Genomic DNA, 21,931 nt, shown 5'->3' on the forward strand with positions numbered 1-21,931 from the left:
ATGATTCACCTTGTCCTTATTGTTTTTGACGTGCCAGAATCCGAATCGGTGTTCCTGTAAAATCAAAGGCTTCACGAATCCGGTTATCCAGATAACGTTTATATGAGAAGTGCAATAATTCCGGATCGTTGACGAACAGAACGAACGTCGGTGGTCGTGATGCGACTTGAGTCGCGTAATTGATGCGTAAACGAACCCCTTTATCTGTTGGTGCAGGATTCATCGCTACTGCATCGACGATGACATCATTCAAGACACTTGTCTGAATCCGTTGTGCGTGACTCTTCGCCGCTTGTTTGATGACAGGAAGTAATGTCTGTAAACGACGTTTTGTTTTCGCCGAGACGAAAACGATCGGTGCATAATCCAGGAATCGGAATTCTTCGCGAATTTCTTCTTCCATTTTTTTCATCGTTTTATCATCTTTTTCGACAGCGTCCCATTTGTTGACGACGATGACGATTGCGCGTCCGGCTTCATGAGCATATCCTGCGACTTTTTTATCTTGTTCGATGATGCCTTCTTCGCCATCTAATACGACACAGACAACATCTGCCCGTTCGATTGCTTTTTGAGCCCGCATGACGCTGAATCGTTCTGTTGACTCATAGACTTTTCCGCGTTTACGCATACCGGCTGTATCAATGATGACGTACTCTTGTTCGTCCCGTGAGAACGGTGTATCGATCGCATCGCGTGTCGTACCGGCGATGCTTGAGACGATGACACGTTCTTCTCCGAGAATCGAATTCGTCATGCTTGATTTCCCGACGTTCGGACGTCCGACTAAAGCGAACTTAATAGTATCTTCATCGTATTCGATGTCTTCTTTATCCGGTGCCAGTTCCAAGACACGGTCAAGCATATCTCCAAGTCCGAGACCATGCGTTCCGGAAATTGGATACAAGTCGCCGAATCCTAACGAATAAAACTCATACATCAAATCCCGCATTTCAAAGTTATCGACTTTGTTGACCGCAATGACAACGGGTTTGTTTGAACGGAACAACATATTTGCGACTTCTTCATCCGCCGCCGTAATGCCTTCACGTCCGTTAACCATAAAAATAATTACGTCTGCTTCATCAATGGCGAGCTCCGCCTGATGACGCATCATTTGAAGTAGGGGCTCATCCCCGACTTCGATTCCACCTGTATCAATCAAATGAAAATGACGATTCAGCCATTCTCCAGTTCCGTATATACGGTCGCGGGTAACGCCTGGCTTGTCTTCTACGATCGAAACCCGATCTCCAATCACCCGGTTAAAAATCGTCGACTTTCCGATATTTGGGCGACCTACGATCGCCACTACTGGAATTGCCATCCCAACACCTTCTTTCTCTTCTCTCGCTTCATAGCCGTTCTATTGTATCAAATCAAGCGGTTTTATACCATATCTATCCGTAACATAAAAAAAGTGGACACGAATCGTGTCCACTTCCAATCGATTATTCTTTTGAATCTGATTCTTTTTCAGAGAGATCCGCAACCGAGAAGCCTTCATTTTGATCCGTGTACTGTGAATAATCATCTTCCGATGACTCTTCCTGTTCAAGCACCCGGGTCGAGAGGGAAATCTTATGCTCCGCAAGATGCACTTCAAGCACTTTCGCTTCAATCTCTTGCCCCTCTTCCAACACTTCTGACGGCGAACCGATGTGACGGTTTGCGATTTGAGAAATGTGGAGCAGTCCTTCGACTTGCGGTGCAAGTTCGACGAAAGCACCGAATTGGACAATCCGGCGGACACGCCCTTTGACGATATCACCGGCTTCGATTTTCCCTTCCATCTGTTGCCATGGACCGGGTTGCGTTTCCTTGATCGATAACTTGACCTTTTCCGTATCACGATCGACGCCGAGTACCTTCACTTCGACTTTTTGTCCTTCCGTGACGATATCAGACGGACGTTCGACGCGGTGGTGGGCCATCTCGGAAATATGCACCAACCCGTCGACACCGCCGATGTCGACAAAGGCACCAAAATCTGTCAGGCGTTGGACGGTTCCTTCTAAGACTTGACCCACTTCCAACTGTTCAAGTGTTTCTTTTTTCTTCGCGTTCAGTTCACCTTCGACCACAGCCTTGTGTGAAAGAATGACGCGATTTTTTTCTTGGTCTAACTCGACGACTTTGACTTCAATCGAACGACCGATATAATCAGAGAAATCTTCCACGTAATGCCGCTCTACGAGTGATGCCGGGATGAATCCACGAACGCCGATATCGACGACAAGTCCTCCTTTGACGATGTCCTTGACGACAACTTCAAAGATTTCACCCGATTCGTATTTCGCTTCGACTTTTCCCCATGCCTGCAAGGCATCGACTTCACGTTTTGAGACGACAACTTCCTCGTCTGTAATTTTCTTCACTTTTACTTGTAGTTCATCACCGACTTTTAACACACCTCGAATGTCTTCCAGATGGAGACTCGAAACTTCGCTGATCGGCAGGATTGCTTCTGTTTTATATCCGATATCAATGAGTGCTTGCTTGTCTTCAATTTTCACGACCATTCCGGTTACTACCTGGTCCCGATGAATTTCAAAATCAGGCATATCTTTCATTTCTTCGACCATTCCAACACAACCTCCTCACGATGAGTACAAGAAACGTATGAATACGTTTATCCTTCTTCTAACTTCTTACAATTCTGACTATTTGTCAAGGCATTACGCGTGATTGAAGTAGACGGTTTTGATTTCTTCTAAAATTCGTTCGGAAATCGCCTTCGCTGCGCCTCGTTGATCTCTTAAATCCGTAATATCAACGGGTTTGCCGACTACGACCCGCATGCGTCGAAACGGGCGATAATCGCCGATAATCGCGATCGGCAGAATGTGTGCCGGAGAGCGTAAGGCAAAAAATCCGACACCCGGTTGGGCCGAAGTAAACTCACCAGGAGCTGATCGGGTGCCTTCCGGGAAGATGCCGACCGTTTCGTCCGTGTTCAGTAATTCAATCGTCCGCTTTAAGGCTTGACGGTCACCTTGTCCACGACCTACCGGATACGTACCTGCAGAAATCATGATTTGCTTCAAGACCGGAATTTTAAATAATTCTTCCTTCGCCATGTAACGGACGGAACGGCTCGTTGGAATCGCACTGACTAAAAAGACGGGATCCCAGTTCGAACTATGATTCGCACAGACCAACAATGATCCTTCTGTCGGAATGTTTTCCTTTCCCGTCACTTTTAAACGGAACACCGTTTTTGCGATGATGAGGACAATCAACCGGGCAAGTCGATAGACGAAGTCATTCCGTTTCATTGGAGGACACCTTCTACCAGTTCTGTCAGACGCGTCACGACTTGATCAATGTTCATTTCTGTCGTATCGAGATAAATCGCGTCTTCTGCTTGTTTCAATGGAGAAACAGTCCGTTCGCTGTCCCGTTTATCACGTAAAGCGATGTCTGCTTGCAACGACGGCAAATCACTGTCCATGCCCCGCGCGATGTTTTCACGATGACGGCGACTAGCCCGTTCTTCGACGGATGCCGTCAAGAAGACTTTTAGTTCCGCATTCGGTAAAACAACTGTTCCGATATCACGACCGTCCATGACGATTCCGCCGCGTTCTGCTAATTTCCGCTGAGCCACGACAAGGGCCGTGCGGACTTCTGCTTGACGTGCAACAAACGATACGTTGTTCGTTACTTCGTTCGTCCGAATGGCTTCCGTGACTTCCCGTTCTCCGATGAAGACACGTTGTCCCTGATCCCCCGGTGTCAGACGAAGGTCAAGTGACTTCATCAGCTCACCAAGCGCTTGTCCGTCTTCTAAATTCAGGTTTTGTTCGAGTGCTGCCAGCGTGACCGCACGATACATCGCACCCGTATCGATATAGACATAATCCAGCTGTGCTGCCAACTGTTTCGCAATCGTACTTTTTCCGGCACCCGCAGGTCCGTCTAGGGCAATTTGAATGTTCTTCATGAGTAGATTCGTTCCTTCCGTGTTCACCATGTCACATGGTGTATAGTATCGACCGTTATCATAGCAAAAAAAAGGGCTCACGTGAATGGATTCGTGCCTCGTCGCGAATTTTTCATCTGCGCTTGGTAACAATGCCGCAGGACAAGTTCGCGGCTCCGGTCATTGATTCGGGTAAATTGAAACGCCAGTTCATAACGCGTTTCCCTTGAATCGACGCGGACGAGCTCCGCCAAGACATCTACTGTATGGGTAGCACCGTCCCCTGTCGGTAACAAGAAGGTCAACTCCAGCTCTTGTTTGACATCAACCGGGACTTGGTTCGCTAAAACAAGAATTCCACCGGCCGATAAATCCAGTGTCACCGAGGTGAAGGGTTCAAACTCTGTCTTGTGCGGGTGGATCGCCACATCCAGCAGTTGCGGCACTCGGACAAATTGCCGGCGCTGGACGCGCTGAATCAATTCTTCACTCGGACGTTTCAGCGCATAACGTTGTCCCCGCAGCGGATCATTTTGACGTTCGACGACCTCTGTTTCGAATCCGTATAATTTTCCTTTTTCTTTAAAAAAGTAAAAGGCGACTGGCTCATGATCCGATAAGATAAATGTTTTTAACGTCGAGACCTCACTTGGTGCCTCAATCCAAATCAGACGATTCGTCACAGCCGTCACTTTCGTCCGTCCTTGACGATCCTCTTGATTGGTTATCATTACTAAATCCCCGTTTTGTATCATGTCACTCTCTCCTAATTCATTCTATTCAATTGCTTTTTCTGTTATAACGCCGGTTCAATCGATTGGCACTTCGGATTTGGTACAATCCGATCGTCCATAAAATCACCATAAATAAAATCGGAACGATTGAAATGCCACCATTTTCCAATATTAACAAATTAAAGATTATATGTGCAATCATCGGTATTAAAATCGAGACTCCCAACCACCGGTAAGGGTGCGTCGAGAACTTGGCTTTCCCCATAAAAAATCCCATGATGACCGCAAATAAGGCATGTCCGGAAACCGGTAACAGCGCCCGGAAAATCATATGTTCGACCGTCCCGTTGACCATCAGGTAAAGAATGTTTTCCAGTGTGGCAAAACCCAGCGAACAGGCGACGGCATAAATGATTCCGTCATAGTAATCATTAAACCGTTGGTGGATATAGACCGTATAAAAAACAACGAACCATTTCGCAAATTCTTCCGTCACGGCTGACCGGATCAGTCGCACGGATTCGAGTCCCCCGAATTCACTTTGGATGATATAATCGATGAACATTAATGGAAAAACGAGTAAAATCCCGAAAATAAAACTTCGCAGGATATAACCGACCGGTTCCGATTCGTGTTCATGTCGTAAGTAGAAGTACGTCAACAATGCAATTCCTGGGGCGATTCCTGAGAAAACGATTGGTAACACGTCTCCTCCCCCTTCCTATTCTCTTAGAATAAAGGTTTCTCGCAGAAAAGAAAACCGCACCCATTGTATCTCTTAAAAAAAAGGGTACAATGTTAATGAAAATGAACGGAAAGAAGGTGAAGGTTTCCTGTCGACCCGACGGTGACCGCTTTATGAAAAAATTACTTTTGATTCACACTGGAGGAACGATCGCAATGGCTCAAAACCATTCCGGTCACGTTTTACCCAATGATATCAATCCACTGGATGCCTCACTGCCGCGGGCAACAGATATCGCCGACATCACGACACGACACTTTGCCAATCTTCCCTCTCCCCACATGACACCGGACATCATGCTCAGACTGGCGCACTTCATCAAAGATGAATTACAAGCCGGATACGACGGAGTCGTCATCACTCATGGTACGGATACGTTAGAGGAAACGGCATACTTTCTCCAAGTGACACTCGGTGCCCCGATTCCGATCGTGCTGACCGGCGCCATGCGTTCCTCAAATGAAGTGGGCTCAGACGGGGAATTCAATTTGATCACGGCACTTCGTGTTGCCGTCAGTGACGCAGCAAAAGGCAAAGGGGTACTCGTCGTATTCAACGGGGAAATTCATTCTGCCTTTAATGTCACGAAAACTCATACGTCTTCCGTCGATACTTTTAAATCGGTACATTTCGGGAACTTGGGGATGGTCACAAAAGACCATGTGTACTTGTTTAATACTCCGCTTCTAAAACCGACGCATATGGTGACGACGTTAAGCAAACGGGTCTCGGTCTTAAAAGTGTACGCCGGCATGGAACCCGATCTGCTGCTAGCCGTCGGCGAACTCGGTTACGACGGTCTTGTGCTGGAAGTACTTGGTCAAGGGAATGTTCCACCCGGCATCGTTGACGCCATTCGAACGTTGACGGAAAAAATGCCGATCGTGATCGTCAGCCGCTGTTTCAACGGCATCGTTCAGGATGTATACGGGTATGCCGGTGGCGGTCAACAGCTTAAGGAACTCGGTCTGATTTTTTCAAACGGTTTGAATTCGCAAAAAGCCCGCCTTAAATTAATGATCGAGCTTGAAATCGGTGCCACGCATCACGCGCTCGAAGAATCCTTCCGGGTCGAATAAATCACCGGTTTTTGTACAAAAGGGAGAGGTCTCCACTTGAACAGTGGCAACCTCTCCCTTTGATATCTAGTTATTACGGTTGTGCTGTCTCCCGCTCCAGTCGATGCACGAGACTGTCCGCAATCAAAGCGCCGTGGAAACGACCGTTTTCAATAAAAATCTTATTGGCGTCATACCCGGCCGCAACGACACCGGCGATATAAATGCCATCGACATTTGATTCCATCGTTGCTTCATCAAACATCGGAATTCCCGTGTCCGGATCGATGTCGATTCCGGCATCGGCAAACAACCCGACATCCGGTGTATAACCGGTCATCGCAAACACAAAATCAGCTTTAATCGCCAACCGTTCACCACTAACGGAATAGATGACGTCCGTGTTCGTGATTTCTTCGATCGTCGCATCAAACACCATCTTCACTTTTTCGGCACGTACCAGCGATTCGAAGTTCGGCAACACCCATGGTTTGATGGATGGACTATAGGCCTCTCCACGGTACAGCATCGTCACACGGGCCCCCGCTTTTTCAAGTTCAATCGCTGCATCGACACTGGAGTTCTTGCCACCAATCACGACGACATCCTGACCGTAAAACGGATGACCTTCTTTGAAGTAATGGAAAACGTGCGGCATGTCTTCACCGGCTACATTCATTTTGTTCGGTAATCCATAATAACCGGTCGCAAGGACAACGGAACGCGCGCTTCTCGTCACCGCTTGCCCTCCACGGACCGATTTGACTTCGAATCCATCTGCAGTCCGTCCGACGTGCTCTACCGTCTCAAACGGTCGGATGATGACCCCTTTACGCCGGACTACTTCCCGATAGTAGACGAGTGCATCTTGACGTCTTGGTTTTAATTCTTTATTTATAAAAGGAACACCGCCAATTTCCAGTTTTTCACTGCTCGAAAAAAAGGTTTGGTGGGTCGGGTACTGATAGATGGCTTCTACAATATTTCCTTTTTCAATCACTTCAACCGATAACCCTCGGTCCTGCATTTCGATCGCTGCCGACAACCCACAGGGACCTGCGCCAATGATGATACAATCCAACATATGTCTTTCGCCTCTTCCACTTGCTTTTTTATCATCTTAGCAAATCTTTTGAACCGAAGAAAGGAATAACATTACAAAAAAAGCCCACTTCAAGTTGAAGTGAGCTTCGTCTGATTTAGACCCAACCACGGAATCGTGACGCTTCCGCCATTTTCCGGACACCTACCATGTAGGCTGCTAGTCGCATATCGACATTACGTGTCTGTGCTGTTTGATAGACTTGATTAAAGGAGTTCACAAGCACTTTCTCAAGCTTTTCGTGGACTTCTTCTTCCGTCCAATAATACCCTTGATTATTTTGAACCCATTCGAAGTAAGAAACCGTTACCCCACCGCTTGAAGCGAGAACGTCCGGTACGATTAAAATCTCACGTTCTGCCAAAATCTTCGTTGCTTCATTGGTTGTTGGTCCATTTGCCGCTTCGACGACGATACTCGCTTTAATATCATGCGCATTATCTTCCGTGATTTGGTTTTCGATGGCCGCCGGAACAAGAATATCACATTCCAGCTCTAACAGTTCTTTATTGGAAATCGTATTTTTAAAGAGCGTCGTGACTGTACCAAACGAATCGCGACGATCGAGTAGGTATGGAATATCCAGACCGTTCGGGTCATGTAACGCACCGTAAGCATCACTGATCGCAATGACTTTCGCCCCAAGATCATGCATGAACTTCGACAAGAAGCTTCCCGCATTTCCGAATCCCTGTACCACAACACGTGCGCCTTCGAGGGTAATGCCTTTTTTCGCGGCAGCTTCCCGAATCATGATGGCGACGCCTTTTGCCGTCGCGGTTTCCCGTCCGTGCGAACCACCGAGGACAAGCGGCTTCCCTGTGATGAATCCAGGTGAGTTGAATTCATCAATCCGGCTGTATTCATCCATCATCCATGCCATGATTTGTGAGTTCGTAAAGACATCCGGTGCCGGAATATCTTTTGTGGGTCCGACGATTTGACTGATCGCCCGAACATACCCGCGACTGAGACGTTCGATTTCACGAAAACTCATTTCGCGCGGATCACAAATGATACCACCTTTACCACCGCCATACGGTAAGTCGACGATTCCAGCTTTTAAGCTCATCCAAACCGACAATGCCTTGACTTCGATTTCCGTCACGTTCGGATGGAAACGAATTCCGCCCTTTGTTGGACCGACGGCATCGTTGTGCTGCGCGCGATAGCCCGTAAAGATTTTCGTTGACCCGTCATCCATACGGACCGGAATCCGAACCGTCAGCATGCGAAGCGGTTCTTTTAACAGTTCATACATCTCATCCGGGTAACCGAGTTTCTCAAGTGCTTCTTTGACGATTTCTTGTGTAGCTTCGAGTACATTCTTGCGATGATTTGCGTGTTGTTGGTCAGTGATCATTCCAACGTTCCTCCCCATAAGTGGCATCCCCTATGCCGTTTCCTTGTTCGGATAAAGTATACCCTTTTCTGAACCGTAATGAAAGGGGTTGCCACTATATTTGTAAGCGCTTTCTATCGTCTGGTTCTTTTCAATTATTTTCGTTTCGTTGCAGCGGACTGATGTCGTTCGAGTGCGAGTTCGATAAATGTCTCGACAAGTTCCGGATATTCAATCCCGACTGCCCGTGCGCCGTCCGGGAACAGGCTCGTCGACGTCATACCTGGCAACGTGTTCGTTTCTAAAATGACCGGTTGTCCGGATTCCGGAACAAGAAAGTCCGTCCGCGAATAGCCGGCACAGCCCAATACTTGGTGCGCAAGAATTGCCCAGTCCTGTAATGTCTGAGTCGTCGCGGCGTCAAATTGTGCCGGACAGATATGTTCCGATCCACCGATCGCATATTTTGATTCATAATCATAAAATTCATTTTTCGGAATGATTTCGATGACAGGCAAAGCCTTTTCCTGACCTTTCGAACCGATCACCGGGACCGTCACCTCGCGTCCTTTGATGAATTGCTCAATCAGCACGGCATCGTCCGCCTGAAAAGCCAGTTCAATCCCTTGACGCAACATCTGTTCATCCATCGCAATCGTCAAGCCATTCGAAGATCCTTCTTGTGCTGGTTTGACGACACATGGAAACTGGTGGTCCCATTGCGTCATTTTTTGTTCGATATCGTCCCCCCGCTCAATCAAGACATCACGGGCAATTCGAATCCCTGCTTTTTCAAAGTGGATTTTCGAACGTGCCTTATCCATTGCAAGAGCTGAAGCCAATACACCTGAACCGGTATACGGAATTTCCGCCATTTCAAGCAACGCTTGGACACGACCATCTTCTCCGAACTTACCATGGAGGGCGATCACGGCCACCTCCACGTCAAGCGTCAGGATTTCTTCCGCCCGTTCCGGATGAAAATCAACGGCCACGACCTCATGCCCTTTACTTTCCAATGCTTCCACAACTGATTTCCCGCTATTTAATGAAACTTCACGTTCTCCAGAAATCCCGCCAAATAATACTGCCACCTTCATACTGTTCACTCCTTCATCTTACGTTCACTGTTTATCATACCATCACTTTTTATGCGAAAAAATACAAAATGGTCGCAATCCTTGCACGGATACAAAAAAGCCACTTCCCGACAACAGCTCGGTGAAGTGGCTTTTCCGAAAGAATCATCCGCACTCATTCAAAACAAAGTGACTGAACATCACTGCGAAAAGGTTGTCGCAAGGGTCGAAACGGCTTGTTCCGCCATAATCGTCTGACCGTACTCTGCCATCACGAGTGGACTTTTCGGACTTGGTTGACCATACTCCGATAAAATCGTCGTCACGGTTCGTTCCACCGATTGTTTCATCTGTTCTTGGAAGTACAGATAATAAGTACCTTCAAACAGATACAGCGTACCTCCGGTCTCCGTCTGATCCATATGACGCCGTAAGCCGTGGCTTGCCTGAATGGCGTCTTCAAAGTTATCCAGTTGATACAACACATGATGGACGATATCCACGGTCATCCGGATTTCGACTTGATCAAATTCCTCAAATGTTTCTTCGGGGACAGTGCCTTCACGCCGAACGTCGACGAGCATGCCGTCATTCGGGAAAAACGTCACGAAAAACTCTAATGTCCCAACGGCCTGGAATCCATAGTTCGATTCCGCTTCTTCCAACAGATTACGTAGTAAAGCTTGTCCTTTGCCGACAGCCAAGGTCTCCGGTCGAACGTCGTGGACGGACAGTTCTTGTCTTGAGACGAATACCCGTAAATGCCCTTGTTTAAATTGTTCAAACCTCATAATTGACTCCTCCAGTCACTCGGCAGAGTACATACTCTCCGTTCAATATGACACACACTATACACCAGTTGTTGGAGTGAGTCGACTTAACCAACTTTTCCAAGCCGCATCGTGCGATCCGAGTAACAAATCACCGTACTTTTCAGGATGCTGATCGACGGCATAACCACCTAAACCAATTTCGGTTTGCGGCACTTCCAGTTGAATCTGAGCGATGGCTTCGTCCAAGTCCTTTAGATGATCCGAGATCGTACAGGACAAGACGACGGCTCGGGGCGTTAATTGTTTTGTCACAGTCACAAGGTCCGGTACCGGAATACCGGCACCAAGAAAGATAACGTCAAACCCGGACTGGCGTAAATAGAGTGTAAAAAAGAGCAACCCCAGTTCATGTTCCTCTTCCGGTGCGCAGACGCATAAAATCCGCGGTAAAAAGGGATTGATCGGCATTTGAAGGGATAATGTCGAGAGACGTGCGCGTAAAAAAGCCGTCGCAAAATGTTCATGCGCAATCGTAATCGCACCCTTTTCCCACTTCATTCCGATTTCATGTAAAAGCGGACCGACGATATCCTGGATCACCTTGTCAAAACTAAACATCGAAAAGGCTTTGTTCATGATGTCATGTGCATGTCGTTCCTCGAAGTTCGTCAAGGCCTCGAACAGTTGATCTCGTAGTTCAATCCCGTAATCGGTCGGGACTTCTGTTCGATTGACCGGCATTTCATATAGTTGAATGGCTTTCGAAACCGATAACCCTTCTTTTTGTTTGTCGACAATCCATCGAAGCTTCGCTACATCGCTGTCACTGTAAATCCGATGACCCGATTCACTTCGATCTGGATCCAGTACTTGATAACGTCGTTCCCAAGCACGAATGGTCGTCGGATTGAGTCCCACCAATGCAGCAACTGCTTTGATATTGTATTTCCCACGATCCATGCATCGTGCCTCCTTTCTTCTTCCCTTTAGTATACCCGTAAAGGAAAAAAATCTCCGTTCACAATGTGCGCTTACATCATGAAACCGATGGAGACGAAGGCGATGATGATCGTAATCATAAGAACCGTCAGTGTAATGGCCAAGGGATTTTTAGCAAATGGTTGTTTCAAACGTTCATTGCGAACGTGTTCAATGCGTGACGAACGTGGAGGCAATGTGGTCCGTTGTTCATCTTGCCGATTTTTTCGTTGATCGTGTTTACTCAATTTCATCACCTTTTCTAAAAATAAGGATACTACTAGTTTACACTGAATGACGGGATGAAAAAAAGACTTCTTCTAATCGGCGTTTCCAGTTCAGTTGGTCGTCTTCCGTCTGGATGATTGGTTTATCTTCCGTCAAGTTACCGCAAAGATCACAACATCGGTCTTGCACAACAGCCGTCTCATCAAAATGATGCAAGATAAAGGCACGCCGACATAATGTATTTTGAATATAATTTATCATCTGCATAAGTTCACGTAAACGTATTTTTTTTCGGGCTTCCTGCCAGTCGATGATGTCCGATCGACTTTTACCGTCCATCAATTGAACTTTGAGTAAGCGGTAGGCGGGATCGTCTGGATTGAGACCTAAACGCTGTTCCATCGTCTCAAACGATTCATGCCGCCGGCGTCCCTCCACCAGTTGATCAATCCAGAGGGGGGGGGCATATTGCTTCTCGAGCAAAAAATGCTGCAGACGTTGATCACCCGGTGCATAAAGCAAGATGGCAGTCGATGGTTTTCCGTCGCGTCCGGCACGTCCGATTTCCTGCATATACGCTTCGATTGTCGCCGGCATCGTGTAATGGATGACGGTCCGGACGTTCCCTTTGTTCACACCCATACCAAAAGCACTCGTACAGACCAGACAGTCGATTTCATCGTGCAGAAACTGCTGTTGAATCAATTGCCGGTCTTCTGCTTCCAGCCCGGCATGGTAATAGGTTGCATTTGTGATCTGTTGCGCGATCCGCTCCGCTTCCCGGCGTGTCGTTGTATAGATGACACAAGGCCGTTCGACTTTTTTTAACCATTCCTCTAAAAGCCTGTCCTTATCGTCTTGTTCCGCCTGATCAACAATCAACTGAATTTCCGGACGATTGACCGAGTGGCGGATTCGATTCGGTTGTTGCAACTGGAGTCCCTCCACGATGTCTTGTTCCACCCGTTTGGTTGCGGTTGCCGTCAATGCCAAACAGGGCGGATTCCCGAGTTGACGCCGGACATGACCCAATTTGGCATAATCTGTCCTGAACTCGTGCCCCCACTGCGAGATACAATGGGCCTCGTCTACGACAAATAAATTAATTTTCACGTCAGCTAACCGCTGTTTGACTTGCGGTACGGCTAATTGCTCCGGCGAGAGATACAGGTAACGCAATCGCGGTAACTGATGTAACACCTGCTCTTTTTGTTCGCGTGTTTCGAGTGACGTTAGCTTCGCAACGGACCGCTCTCCGCGTTGTTTGATTTGCATGACTTGGTCCTCAATCAGTGACAGCAGCGGTGACAAAATCAACGTTAATCCTTCCGGTTGAAGATAGGACGGTAGCTGATAACAAATCGATTTTCCTCCACCTGTCGGCAAAATCGCCAGCGTATCTTGACCGGAAAGAACCGATTCGATGATTTCTTGTTGCCCAGTCCGAAAATGGTCGTATCGAAAAAAACGTCTTAATACTTCTTCCATCACCGATTAACCACCTTTCTTGCAAGTGCAACCCGAATTTGAAAATAATCGATCTCATGGGTCAACTCCTGTTTAATCCGCTTCAACGAGAACGTCTGCAACCGATCAGACACTTGCACGACGTCCTGATATTCTTCCTCTGATAAAAATTGATTCAACGGAAAAACAGCGGCGTACATTGCAATTTCAACCAAATGGTCTTCCATCGTACTTTTTTTCAAGTGCCGCCGTTCAGCAATCTGAGGCACGGCATATCCTTGTTTCAGCATCTCCCATGTTTTTTTAGCCGACTGTGTCATCTTCGACTGATCGATGTCTATTCCGTAAGACATGAGCAGTCCTGCTTCCGGTAGGTGCCGGATGCATTTACGCCAGGCGATCAGAAATTCCAACTGTAAGGATCCGGTATCCGCTTCCAGGTATCCGCTTAATTGCGGATAGCTCAAGCCGGTTTTTCGTCCGGACAACCGATAACTGATCAAAATCGCTTCTCGCTCGGTCAATTGCATCAATGCCTGCTCGAGTTCTTGATACACGGCACGAAGCCAAGCCGACCGTTCCGTTAAGGAGGACAGCTGATGGCGAACCCAGTCTTTTGTCGCACTGTCTTGTTGAACCGGGACAAAGGAGATTTTTTGTTCTAAACAAATGACGGTTTGCAACAGTAAACTGATCCGTCTCCATAACACGACCGGATAGCCGCGTAACTCACCACCTAGATCATCGATCAGGAAAGGTGAACGGACATGACGTCGGCCTTCCTCCGTCACTAGCAATGTCTGCTGTTTTTCAATCCAACCGTCTTGTTCAAGTTCTGCCAAAACTTGTTCAAACCGTTCTTTTTTAAAGGGCAACATCCCAAAAACGGATTCCAACTCATAAAAATGAGCATCCTGTAAAGAGGTTGCTGATCGTTTTCCTTGAAAGATATGGTACAGACTCCGGTCGGTCCGTTCATTTCGTAATCGAATAATCGCTTCCAGCACTACTTGTTTCAACACCGTCCGTTCCATATGTCGCCCCCTTCCACCTTCGCCCTGCTCGGACCTTTGAATACAAATCCTGTTGTACTTCATTTTACATTTCTTACGCAAATTCCACCATTTTGAATCCATCCAGTCTTATACGAGGTCTTATTTTTTCCTCAAGCATCGTAATCTTCCGATACTTCTACCTCTTCTTCATTGAAATGCGTGCATGAGTCCGATACAATGACTTATAGATGAGAACAGTACTTAGCTTCTGATGTTTTCGAATAGAGAGGAGAATGAATGATGGCGAAATTTACAATTGTTGACAAAGACACATGTATCGCATGTGGCGCTTGTGGTGCAGCTGCACCGGATATTTATGATTATGATGATGAGGGATTGGCGTACGTCATTTTAGATGATAACAAGGGAACAGCGGAAATTCCAGAAGCCTTGTTTGATGATATGATCGATGCATTCGAAGGATGCCCGACCGACTCCATCAAAGTAGCCGACGAATCATTTGAAGGCGACGCATTAAAATACGAATAGAATCAATAATCAGGCAACACCTCACCAGGTGTTGCCTTTTTTTGTGATCCATAAAAAAACATCACCCGGTGACAAGTTTCCTTGCCGCCGAGCGATGTCCTGTAAATGATTGTTAACGTTTTCCTTTGATATACGGCACACCAACTGCTTTTGGCGCATCGGCACGACCGACAACACCGGCAAGCGCCAGAATCGTCAACAGGTACGGCGCAATCAGCAAGTAGACCTGTGGAATCTGATCGAGGAGCGGCAATTGTTGCCCGATGATGGAAATCGCTTGAGCGAATCCGAAGAACAGGGCTGCGCCCATCGCTCCAAGCGGATTCCATTTCCCGAAAATCATCGCTGCGATCGCCAAGAACCCTTGTCCGAGAATCGTCGTGACACTGAAGTTCAAAGAAATTGATGTCGCATAGACTGCACCGGCAAGACCACCGAAACCACCAGAGATCATGACACCGATGAAACGCATTTTCGTGACATTGATTCCCATCGTATCCGCAGCCATCGGGTGCTCCCCGACTGACCGAAGACGGAGACCAAACGGCGTTTTAAAGATGACATACCAGGCGACAAACGCTAAAGCAATCGCAATGTACGATGTGTAATAGACGTTTGCAAAAAACATTTTGAGGACCGGGATATCGGAGAGGAACGGTACGTTCTCCTTTGAGATCCGGTTCGGAATCGAATCCGTCTGACCTTTGTCATACAAGGCGCGGACAAGGAAAATCGCAAGACCTACTGCCAACATGTTGATTGCTACTCCAAGTACCGTTTGGTCGGCCCGGAATAAAATCGCTGGAATCGCGAGGAACAGTGAGAAGACGGCGCCGACGACGATTGCAATCAGCATCGCAAGCCATGGACTTGCCGCACCCAGTCCCATTTTTGACAACGTCAGGGCAGAAACGATTCCGGAGAATGCACCCATGACCATCAATCCTTCAAGCGCGATGTTGACGACACCTGAACGTTCACTGAAGATCCCACCGAGTGCTGCAATGATCAACGGAGCCGAATAGGCAAGTGCAATTGGTACGATAATATAAAGTACTTCTAGAAAGCCCATTATTTATCGGCTCCTTTCACTTTTTTGGTTTCTGTCTTTTTGACCGTAAACTTCTCGATCAAGAGACGAATTGCGTAACCAGAAGCTACGAAGATAATGATGAACGCAATGATGATTTTAATTAATTCAGGCGGTATTCCAATTTGTTGCATCGAGAGACCACCGATATTGAGACCCGCAAACAGTAAGGCAGCCAGAACGACTCCGATCGGATTGTTTGCTCCGAGTAAGGCAACGGCGATCCCATCGAATCCGACACCGGTAAACGATGCGTTCAACGTCATGTTCTGGAACGTTCCTAATCCTTCCATTGCTCCGGCAAGTCCTGCAAATACACCCGAGATGACGAACGACAGAACGATGTTCTTGTTGACACCCATACCGGCATACTCGGCAGCACTCTTATTGAAGCCGACAGCTCGTAACTCGTAACCGAGTGTCGTCTTCCAAAGAATGAACCAAAAGACGAGTGCGGCTAGAACGGCGATGAAAATTCCGTTATGCAGACGAGAGAAGTCTGTTAATTCTTGTAAGAACGGTGAAGCGAGCGAAGCCGTTTCTTTGACGGATTCCGTCCGTTCATTTTCAATACCGATGACATTCCGGAGAATATCATTCGTCACATAAAGTGCGATGTAGTTCATCATGATCGATGTAATGACTTCATGCACATGAAAACGCGCTTTTAAAATCCCCGGAATCGAGGCCCAGAGTGCACCGGCAAGTCCCGCACCAATCAATGCAAGCGGTAAATGGATTGCTGTCGGCAAATCAAACTCAATCCCGATCCAGACGGCAACCATCCAGCCGACAAGTACTTGTCCTTCAACTCCGATGTTGAATAATCCGGTCCGGAAGGCAAAGGCTACCGCAAGACCGGCAAAAATCAACGGAGCAGCAGCACGTAACGTTTCCCCGATACTGTATGGCTCACCAAAAATCCCATAAAACAATTGATCAAATCCGGCAATCGGATCATATCCTCCAACAAGCATGACGATCGCACCGACGACCATCCCTAAAATGATGGAAAGAATCGGAATTAATATCCCGTAAAAACGTTCTAATTTCATGAACGACCAACCTCCTCTTTCTTACCGCCAGCCATCAGGAAGCCGAGTTCAATCTCATTCGTTTCCTTTGGATCGAGGAAAGCAACGGTCCGTCCTTCGTAAAGAACAGCAATTCGGTCCGACACTTGAAGAATTTCTTCCAACTCAAACGAAATCAATAAGACTGCGCGCCCTTTTTCACGTTCCAATACAAGCTGTTCATGGATGAACTCAATCGCTCCGACATCAAGTCCACGTGTCGGTTGCGCCGCAATCAACAGATCTGGTGAACGATCCACTTCCCGTGCAATGATCGCCTTCTGCTGATTCCCGCCTGATAAGGCGCGGGCAAACGTTTCCGGACTTGGAGTTCGGACGTCGAACTTCTCGATTAAGGTTTTTGCTTTCTCCATGACTTGACCATAGTTCATGATACCGGCTTTCGAATATGGTTTTTGATAATACGTTTGTAACACCATGTTATGACCGATTGAATAGTCAAGGACAAGACCATGCTTATGACGGTCTTGCGGGATGTGACCGACACCTGACTCTGTCACTTTCCGTGGTTTCAAGTTTTTAATCGACTTGTTGTTGAGGAAGATTTCACCACTGTCAGCTTTACGAAGACCGGTAATCGCCTCAATCAATTCCGTTTGTCCATTTCCATCAATCCCGGCGATCCCAACGATTTCTCCTGCGCGGATATCCAGGTTCAATCCGTCAACGGCTTTGATGCCCCGACTGTCTTTGACGACTAAATCTTTAATATCCAGTACCAGTTCTTGTGGATTTGCCTTGGAATACTCCGCATTAAAGTTTACTTCACGCCCTACCATCATTTCAGCTAATCTTGATTGGGTCATCGTTTCATCGATGTCGACAGTGCCGATATACTTTCCGCGGCGAATCGTTGTACAACGATCAGCGACTTCCATGATTTCCTTCAGCTTGTGGGTAATCAAGATGATCGATTTCCCTTCCGCAATCAGTCGATTCATGATTTGAATCAATTCTTTGATTTCTTGTGGTGTTAAAACAGCTGACGGCTCATCAAAGATTAGAATATCAGCGCCACGGTAAAGGGTCTTTAAAATTTCGACACGCTGTTGCATCCCAACCGAAATATCTTCGATCTTCGCATCCGGATCAACTGCCAAACCATATTGTTCTGAGATTTGACGCACTTTTTCCCGCGCCGTCGCCCGATCAATTTTGAGCCCCGCTTTCGGCTCTGCACCTAAGATGATATTTTCTGTGACCGTGAAATTTTGAACGAGCATGAAATGTTGATGCACCATTCCGATCCCAAGATCATTCGCGACGTTTGGACTCGTAATGTTTGCTTTCTCGCCACGTACACGAATTTCTCCAGCCTCAGGCTGATACAAACCAAATAAGACGTTCATCAGCGTCGATTTTCCGGCACCGTTTTCACCAAGTAAAGCGTGAATCTCACCTTTCCGAAGCTGGAGCGTGATGTTATCATTTGCGACGAAACTGCCAAACTCTTTTCGTATGTTTAGCATCTCAATGACGTATTCCAAGAAAATCCACTCCCATGTTTAGTTTAAAAGGGGAGGCCGCAGTACTAGCGACCCCCGCTTCCAGTTTATTTAAGTGTTGCTTCGTATTCTTTAAACTCATCGTCAGTTCCAGGAACTGTGATTTTGCCATCGATGATTTGTTTTTTGTAGTCTTCTACTTTTGTCAAGACATCTTCTTTGATGTTGTCTTGTGAAGGTGCGATATCAACACCGCCGTCTTTCAATCCGAATTCTACGACTTCACCTGCTGGGAAGTTGCCGTCCTTCGTATCTTTTGATACTTGCTCAACAGCTGTATCAACACGTTTAACCATCGACGTCAACGTGACGTTCTCCGGCATACCTTCTTCGACTTGGTCACGGTCAACACCGATTACCCAAACATCTTCACCGTTTTTCTTACGGTTTTTCGCTTCTGTGAAGACACCTTGTCCTGTTCCGCCAGCAGCGTGGTAGATGACGTCAACTTTTTTACCGTACATACCTGATGCGATTGCTTGTCCTTTTTCAGCAGCGTTGAAATCTTCTGCGTATTGAACTTCGATGTCAGCATCCGGATTAACGGCTTTGACGCCGGCTTTGAATCCATTTTCGAACTTTTTGATCAAGTCAGAGTTAACGCCACCGACGAAACCGACTTTATCTGATTTTGTCGTCAGACCGGCAACAACACCAACGAGGAATGATCCTTCGTTTTCTTTGAAGACGATTGACGCGACGTTTGGTTTGTCGACGACCATGTCAACGAGCGCAAAGTTGTTGTCCTTGAACTGATCCGCTACTTTTCCGATGTCTTCAGCCATCAGGAATCCGATTCCGAGGATCAAATCGTATTTCGCACGTGCCAATTGCTGAAGGTTCGGTTGATAATCCGATTGTTTAGCCGACTGAAGATACTTGTAGCCTGTACCTTCTTTTAAGTCGTTGTCTTTACCGAATTTTTGAATCCCTTCCCACGCTGATTGGTTAAACGATTTATCGTCTACACCGCCTGTATCTGTAACCATACCTACTTTGAAGCCTTCTTTTTCGTTACCGCTGCCTGAATCCTTTGACTCGTCGTTACCGCCACATGCTGCGAGTACCGAACTCATTGCTAAACCTGTTGCTGCTAGTGCGAGAAGTGACTTCTTTTTCATCTGAAATAATCCCCTTTCGAATATGGTCATACAAAGTTCCTGACTACGTCAAGCACCTGAGGCTGGTGATGAGGAGCGTTACGTAGGTAGGCGGAAAGCGCTTTCAGTAGAGCTCCTAAAACGAGTGGTTAGACACGCTTACGGATGACGTGGAAATCGAACTTATCCGCACGGAAATAGTTCGCTGAATAAAGAACGGATCGATCGAGTTCATCATAATGCGTTTGCCGCAATACGAGTAGCGGTTGGTCCGTATGTAGTTGTTCAGCGATTTTCGGATCGATCCGCGGCTCGATATGCGTGACCGCATGGGTGACACGGCGTCCTAATTCTTTTTCTAGTGCGTCAAACAGTGACGTCGAAGACGTAAACTGTTCTTCATTTTTAATATAATGGCTTGGAATCTTATCGACACAATAGACGACAGGAACATCTCCCGCAAAGCGGATTCGTTCGATTCGATAAACCAGTTCATCCGGACCCAGTTGAAAACGCTCCCGGTCCCGTTCGGTTGGTTGCACCATTTCTGATGACAACACTTCGGATGTCGGAATCATACCAGCACGCGCAATCATCTCCGTGACACTGTAGAGTTCTTCGATTCCGGAAGTAAATGGTGGTCTTGCATTGATAAACGTACCGACACCGTGTTTACGGATGACGATGTTCTCATCTTCAAGAATTCGTAAAGCCTCTCGAAGAGTCGCTCGACTAACGCCAAGTTGCTTTGAAAGTTCAAACTCTGAAGGTAGTTTCTCGCCTTCCTTGTAAACGCCGTCATCGATGTCGGACTTGATTTTTTCAATCACACGTAAATAAAGCAAACGATGATCTAATTTAATCGACATGACGCATCTCCATCCTCTATCTAGTTGTAACCAGTGCTCAGACTTCTGACGTATGAGAACTCCAGCCAAGATAAGTATATGATGCCGGACACAATCCTGCAATCATTTTGTAACAGGTTAGAAGTCTGACTTCTGGCGCTTTTGTAACCCTTTTCATAACGTAAATAAGATTGGAAGAAAATAGGGCATTCTACCTAAGAATACCCGTTCTCCTCCCGTCTCTTATTGTTCAGGGACCACTGTTTTTTCTTCAATGACTGCTTCTTTTGCTTGCTCCACCTTGTCTAGCGTTTTTTTCGACAGCTTGTCCGATTCCACTAAGTCAACACCTTGCTCTTTTAATCCGTAACGAATCGTTTCGCCGCCTTTTAGTTTGCCGTCTTTTGCTGCGTTGGCTGTATCTTGAACGGCACGATCAACGCGCTTGATGACAGATGTCAATGTTACGTCTTCTGGCATCCCTTCTTCTTTTTGATCGCGGTCCACACCGATAACTGAAACCGCTTCTCCATTTTTCTTGCGGTTCTTCGCTTCTGTAAAGACACCGTTTCCTGTACCGCCGGCTGCCGGGAAAATGATATCCGCGCCTTTTCCGTACATGCCGGCCGCGATTGCTTGTCCTTTTTCCGGTGCAGCAAAGTCTTCTGCATATTGAACGTCCACTTTGATTTTTGGATTTACCGATTTTGCTCCAGCTTCAAATCCGGCACGGAACCGTTCGATGACGTCCATCTTCATTCCGCCGACAAAACCGATATGGTCTGTTTTCGTTTCCATTGCGGCAACGATTCCCGCCAAGTAGGCGCCTTCATTTTCTTTAAATGTAATCGATGTAACGTTATCGCCCGGGACGACATTATCGACGATAGCGAATTGTGTATCTTTAAATTGTTTGGCTACCGTTTCAATGTCTTCATTAAATGTATTCCCGATTCCAAAGACCAGACTTTCGCCACCACGTGCGAGGCGCGACAAGTTGGGTTGATAGTCTTGCTGTGATTTTGACTGAAGATATGAATAGCCGTCGTTCTGTTTAAGCTGATGTTCTTGACCGTACGCTTGCAGCCCTTCCCATGCCGACTGGTTAAACGATTTGTCGTCGATTCCGCCTTTATCGGCAACCATCGCCACAGAGAACTGATCTTTTTTACTCGAACTGTTTTCTTCCGATCCTCCACATGCTGCCAAACCAACTGTTGCGACTGTCATCGCAGATACGAACGCATACTGTTTTTTCATTCTAGCCATCTCCTCTTCCTGTTATGTGAGCGCTTTCATTATCTATTTGTGAAAAAGTC

At 46.9% G+C, this 21,931-nt stretch carries 22 protein-coding genes; 2 read left to right on the forward strand and 20 right to left on the reverse strand.

Going from position 1 to position 21,931, the window contains the following annotated elements; translation table 11 throughout:
* Positions 1–16: 16 nt before the first annotated feature.
* The 6 genes from der to prsW all read right to left on the reverse strand — a co-directional run bounded on the left by der (position 17) and on the right by prsW (position 5,365).
* Positions 17–1,327: a ribosome biogenesis GTPase Der gene (gene der, locus D3D03_RS06125; protein ID WP_026832696.1), complete on the reverse strand. Its 1,311-nt coding sequence runs from the start codon at positions 1,325–1,327 to the stop codon at positions 17–19.
* A gap of 124 nt (positions 1,328–1,451) precedes the next feature.
* The gene (gene rpsA, locus D3D03_RS06130) at positions 1,452–2,585 is read right to left on the reverse strand and encodes a 30S ribosomal protein S1 (RefSeq protein WP_026832695.1); all 1,134 of its coding nucleotides are present in this window, start codon (positions 2,583–2,585) and stop codon (positions 1,452–1,454) included.
* Positions 2,586–2,678: 93 nt separating this feature from the next.
* Positions 2,679–3,278 carry a lysophospholipid acyltransferase family protein gene (locus D3D03_RS06135; protein ID WP_026832694.1) on the reverse strand — a complete coding sequence of 200 codons (600 nt, stop codon included), beginning with the start codon at positions 3,276–3,278 and terminating at the stop codon, positions 2,679–2,681.
* Positions 3,275–3,946: a (d)CMP kinase gene (gene cmk, locus D3D03_RS06140; protein ID WP_119923161.1), complete on the reverse strand. Its 672-nt coding sequence runs from the start codon at positions 3,944–3,946 to the stop codon at positions 3,275–3,277. The genes D3D03_RS06135 and cmk overlap by 4 nt, the downstream gene beginning before the upstream one ends.
* A gap of 77 nt (positions 3,947–4,023) precedes the next feature.
* A complete protein-coding gene (locus D3D03_RS06145) occupies positions 4,024–4,680 on the reverse strand; it encodes a flagellar brake protein (protein WP_035387603.1) in 657 nt (218 codons plus the stop codon).
* Between the two features lie 25 nt (positions 4,681–4,705).
* Entirely contained in the window at positions 4,706–5,365 is a 660-nt protein-coding gene (gene prsW / locus D3D03_RS06150) for a glutamic-type intramembrane protease PrsW (RefSeq protein WP_119923162.1), read from the reverse strand.
* Between the two features lie 152 nt (positions 5,366–5,517).
* Here prsW and D3D03_RS06155 point away from each other — a divergent pair, with 152 nt between their 5' ends.
* Positions 5,518–6,483: an asparaginase gene (locus D3D03_RS06155; protein ID WP_026832690.1), complete on the forward strand. Its 966-nt coding sequence runs from the start codon at positions 5,518–5,520 to the stop codon at positions 6,481–6,483.
* A gap of 73 nt (positions 6,484–6,556) precedes the next feature.
* Here D3D03_RS06155 and D3D03_RS06160 read toward each other — a convergent pair whose 3' ends face one another.
* The 8 genes from D3D03_RS06160 to D3D03_RS06195 form a co-directional block, all read right to left on the reverse strand.
* Complete coding sequence (locus D3D03_RS06160) at positions 6,557–7,546, reverse strand: YpdA family putative bacillithiol disulfide reductase (RefSeq protein ID WP_119923163.1); 990 nt, start codon at positions 7,544–7,546, stop codon at positions 6,557–6,559.
* 115 nt (positions 7,547–7,661) lie between these two features.
* Positions 7,662–8,927, reverse strand: a complete 1,266-nt coding sequence (locus D3D03_RS06165; protein ID WP_026832688.1) for a Glu/Leu/Phe/Val family dehydrogenase — start codon at positions 8,925–8,927, stop codon at positions 7,662–7,664.
* Positions 8,928–9,061: 134 nt separating this feature from the next.
* Positions 9,062–10,006, reverse strand: coding sequence for a D-alanine--D-alanine ligase (locus tag D3D03_RS06170; protein WP_119923164.1), 945 nt, complete (start codon positions 10,004–10,006; stop codon positions 9,062–9,064).
* 179 nt (positions 10,007–10,185) lie between these two features.
* A complete protein-coding gene (locus tag D3D03_RS06175) occupies positions 10,186–10,776 on the reverse strand; it encodes an adaptor protein MecA (protein ID WP_026832686.1) in 591 nt (196 codons plus the stop codon).
* Between the two features lie 57 nt (positions 10,777–10,833).
* Positions 10,834–11,718, reverse strand: coding sequence for a MerR family transcriptional regulator (locus D3D03_RS06180; RefSeq protein ID WP_026832685.1), 885 nt, complete (start codon positions 11,716–11,718; stop codon positions 10,834–10,836).
* Between the two features lie 71 nt (positions 11,719–11,789).
* Positions 11,790–11,984 carry a hypothetical protein gene (locus D3D03_RS06185; protein ID WP_035387602.1) on the reverse strand — a complete coding sequence of 65 codons (195 nt, stop codon included), beginning with the start codon at positions 11,982–11,984 and terminating at the stop codon, positions 11,790–11,792.
* A gap of 37 nt (positions 11,985–12,021) precedes the next feature.
* Positions 12,022–13,452, reverse strand: coding sequence for a RecQ family ATP-dependent DNA helicase (locus D3D03_RS06190; RefSeq protein WP_233550676.1), 1,431 nt, complete (start codon positions 13,450–13,452; stop codon positions 12,022–12,024).
* On the reverse strand, positions 13,452–14,465 hold the full coding sequence (locus D3D03_RS06195; RefSeq protein WP_119923166.1) for a YpbB family protein: 1,014 nt from the start codon (positions 14,463–14,465) through the stop codon (positions 13,452–13,454). Before D3D03_RS06195 ends, D3D03_RS06190 begins: the two co-directional genes overlap by 1 nt.
* A 261-nt stretch (positions 14,466–14,726) precedes the next feature.
* On the opposite strand from D3D03_RS06195, the gene D3D03_RS06200 reads away from it, so the two are divergent.
* A complete protein-coding gene (locus D3D03_RS06200) occupies positions 14,727–14,975 on the forward strand; it encodes a ferredoxin (RefSeq protein ID WP_012370689.1) in 249 nt (82 codons plus the stop codon).
* A gap of 112 nt (positions 14,976–15,087) precedes the next feature.
* Here the strand turns inward: D3D03_RS06200 and D3D03_RS06205 are convergent, their stop codons facing one another.
* The 6 genes from D3D03_RS06205 to D3D03_RS06230 form a co-directional block, all read right to left on the reverse strand.
* Complete coding sequence (locus tag D3D03_RS06205) at positions 15,088–16,047, reverse strand: ABC transporter permease (protein ID WP_026832683.1); 960 nt, start codon at positions 16,045–16,047, stop codon at positions 15,088–15,090.
* Positions 16,047–17,120: an ABC transporter permease gene (locus D3D03_RS06210; RefSeq protein WP_026832682.1), complete on the reverse strand. Its 1,074-nt coding sequence runs from the start codon at positions 17,118–17,120 to the stop codon at positions 16,047–16,049. The genes D3D03_RS06205 and D3D03_RS06210 overlap by 1 nt, the downstream gene beginning before the upstream one ends.
* Entirely contained in the window at positions 17,117–18,646 is a 1,530-nt protein-coding gene (locus D3D03_RS06215) for an ABC transporter ATP-binding protein (RefSeq protein WP_026832681.1), read from the reverse strand. Before D3D03_RS06215 ends, D3D03_RS06210 begins: the two co-directional genes overlap by 4 nt.
* Positions 18,647–18,711: 65 nt before the next feature.
* Positions 18,712–19,785, reverse strand: a complete 1,074-nt coding sequence (locus D3D03_RS06220; RefSeq protein WP_026832680.1) for a BMP family lipoprotein — start codon at positions 19,783–19,785, stop codon at positions 18,712–18,714.
* Positions 19,786–19,913: 128 nt separating this feature from the next.
* On the reverse strand, positions 19,914–20,633 hold the full coding sequence (locus D3D03_RS06225; RefSeq protein ID WP_026832679.1) for a GntR family transcriptional regulator: 720 nt from the start codon (positions 20,631–20,633) through the stop codon (positions 19,914–19,916).
* A 222-nt stretch (positions 20,634–20,855) separates the two neighbouring features.
* Entirely contained in the window at positions 20,856–21,872 is a 1,017-nt protein-coding gene (locus D3D03_RS06230) for a BMP family lipoprotein (RefSeq protein ID WP_119923167.1), read from the reverse strand.
* Between the last annotated feature and the right edge of the window lie 59 nt (positions 21,873–21,931).

Origin of the sequence: Exiguobacterium sp. RIT452, assembly GCF_003598705.1 — a bacterium.
In the GTDB taxonomy this organism is placed as follows: domain Bacteria; phylum Bacillota; class Bacilli; order Exiguobacteriales; family Exiguobacteriaceae; genus Exiguobacterium_A; species Exiguobacterium_A undae.

What these genes read in the sequence shown, in the direction of transcription:
- der (WP_026832696.1), bottom strand. Translation starts at nt 1,327, where the DNA reads ATGGCAATTCCAGTAGTGGCGATCGTAGGTCGCCCAAATATCGGAAAG.
- rpsA (WP_026832695.1), bottom strand. Translation starts at nt 2,585, where the DNA reads ATGGTCGAAGAAATGAAAGATATGCCTGATTTTGAAATTCATCGGGAC.
- D3D03_RS06135 (WP_026832694.1), bottom strand. Translation starts at nt 3,278, where the DNA reads ATGAAACGGAATGACTTCGTCTATCGACTTGCCCGGTTGATTGTCCTC.
- cmk (WP_119923161.1), bottom strand. Translation starts at nt 3,946, where the DNA reads ATGAAGAACATTCAAATTGCCCTAGACGGACCTGCGGGTGCCGGAAAA.
- D3D03_RS06145 (WP_035387603.1), bottom strand. Translation starts at nt 4,680, where the DNA reads ATGATACAAAACGGGGATTTAGTAATGATAACCAATCAAGAGGATCGT.
- D3D03_RS06155 (WP_026832690.1), top strand. Translation starts at nt 5,518, where the DNA reads ATGAAAAAATTACTTTTGATTCACACTGGAGGAACGATCGCAATGGCT.
- D3D03_RS06160 (WP_119923163.1), bottom strand. Translation starts at nt 7,546, where the DNA reads ATGTTGGATTGTATCATCATTGGCGCAGGTCCCTGTGGGTTGTCGGCA.
- D3D03_RS06165 (WP_026832688.1), bottom strand. Translation starts at nt 8,927, where the DNA reads ATGATCACTGACCAACAACACGCAAATCATCGCAAGAATGTACTCGAA.
- D3D03_RS06170 (WP_119923164.1), bottom strand. Translation starts at nt 10,006, where the DNA reads ATGAAGGTGGCAGTATTATTTGGCGGGATTTCTGGAGAACGTGAAGTT.
- D3D03_RS06175 (WP_026832686.1), bottom strand. Translation starts at nt 10,776, where the DNA reads ATGAGGTTTGAACAATTTAAACAAGGGCATTTACGGGTATTCGTCTCA.
- D3D03_RS06180 (WP_026832685.1), bottom strand. Translation starts at nt 11,718, where the DNA reads ATGGATCGTGGGAAATACAATATCAAAGCAGTTGCTGCATTGGTGGGA.
- D3D03_RS06190 (WP_233550676.1), bottom strand. Translation starts at nt 13,452, where the DNA reads ATGGAAGAAGTATTAAGACGTTTTTTTCGATACGACCATTTTCGGACT.
- D3D03_RS06195 (WP_119923166.1), bottom strand. Translation starts at nt 14,465, where the DNA reads ATGGAACGGACGGTGTTGAAACAAGTAGTGCTGGAAGCGATTATTCGA.
- D3D03_RS06200 (WP_012370689.1), top strand. Translation starts at nt 14,727, where the DNA reads ATGGCGAAATTTACAATTGTTGACAAAGACACATGTATCGCATGTGGC.
- D3D03_RS06205 (WP_026832683.1), bottom strand. Translation starts at nt 16,047, where the DNA reads ATGGGCTTTCTAGAAGTACTTTATATTATCGTACCAATTGCACTTGCC.
- D3D03_RS06210 (WP_026832682.1), bottom strand. Translation starts at nt 17,120, where the DNA reads ATGAAATTAGAACGTTTTTACGGGATATTAATTCCGATTCTTTCCATC.
- D3D03_RS06220 (WP_026832680.1), bottom strand. Translation starts at nt 19,785, where the DNA reads ATGAAAAAGAAGTCACTTCTCGCACTAGCAGCAACAGGTTTAGCAATG.
- D3D03_RS06225 (WP_026832679.1), bottom strand. Translation starts at nt 20,633, where the DNA reads ATGTCGATTAAATTAGATCATCGTTTGCTTTATTTACGTGTGATTGAA.
- D3D03_RS06230 (WP_119923167.1), bottom strand. Translation starts at nt 21,872, where the DNA reads ATGAAAAAACAGTATGCGTTCGTATCTGCGATGACAGTCGCAACAGTT.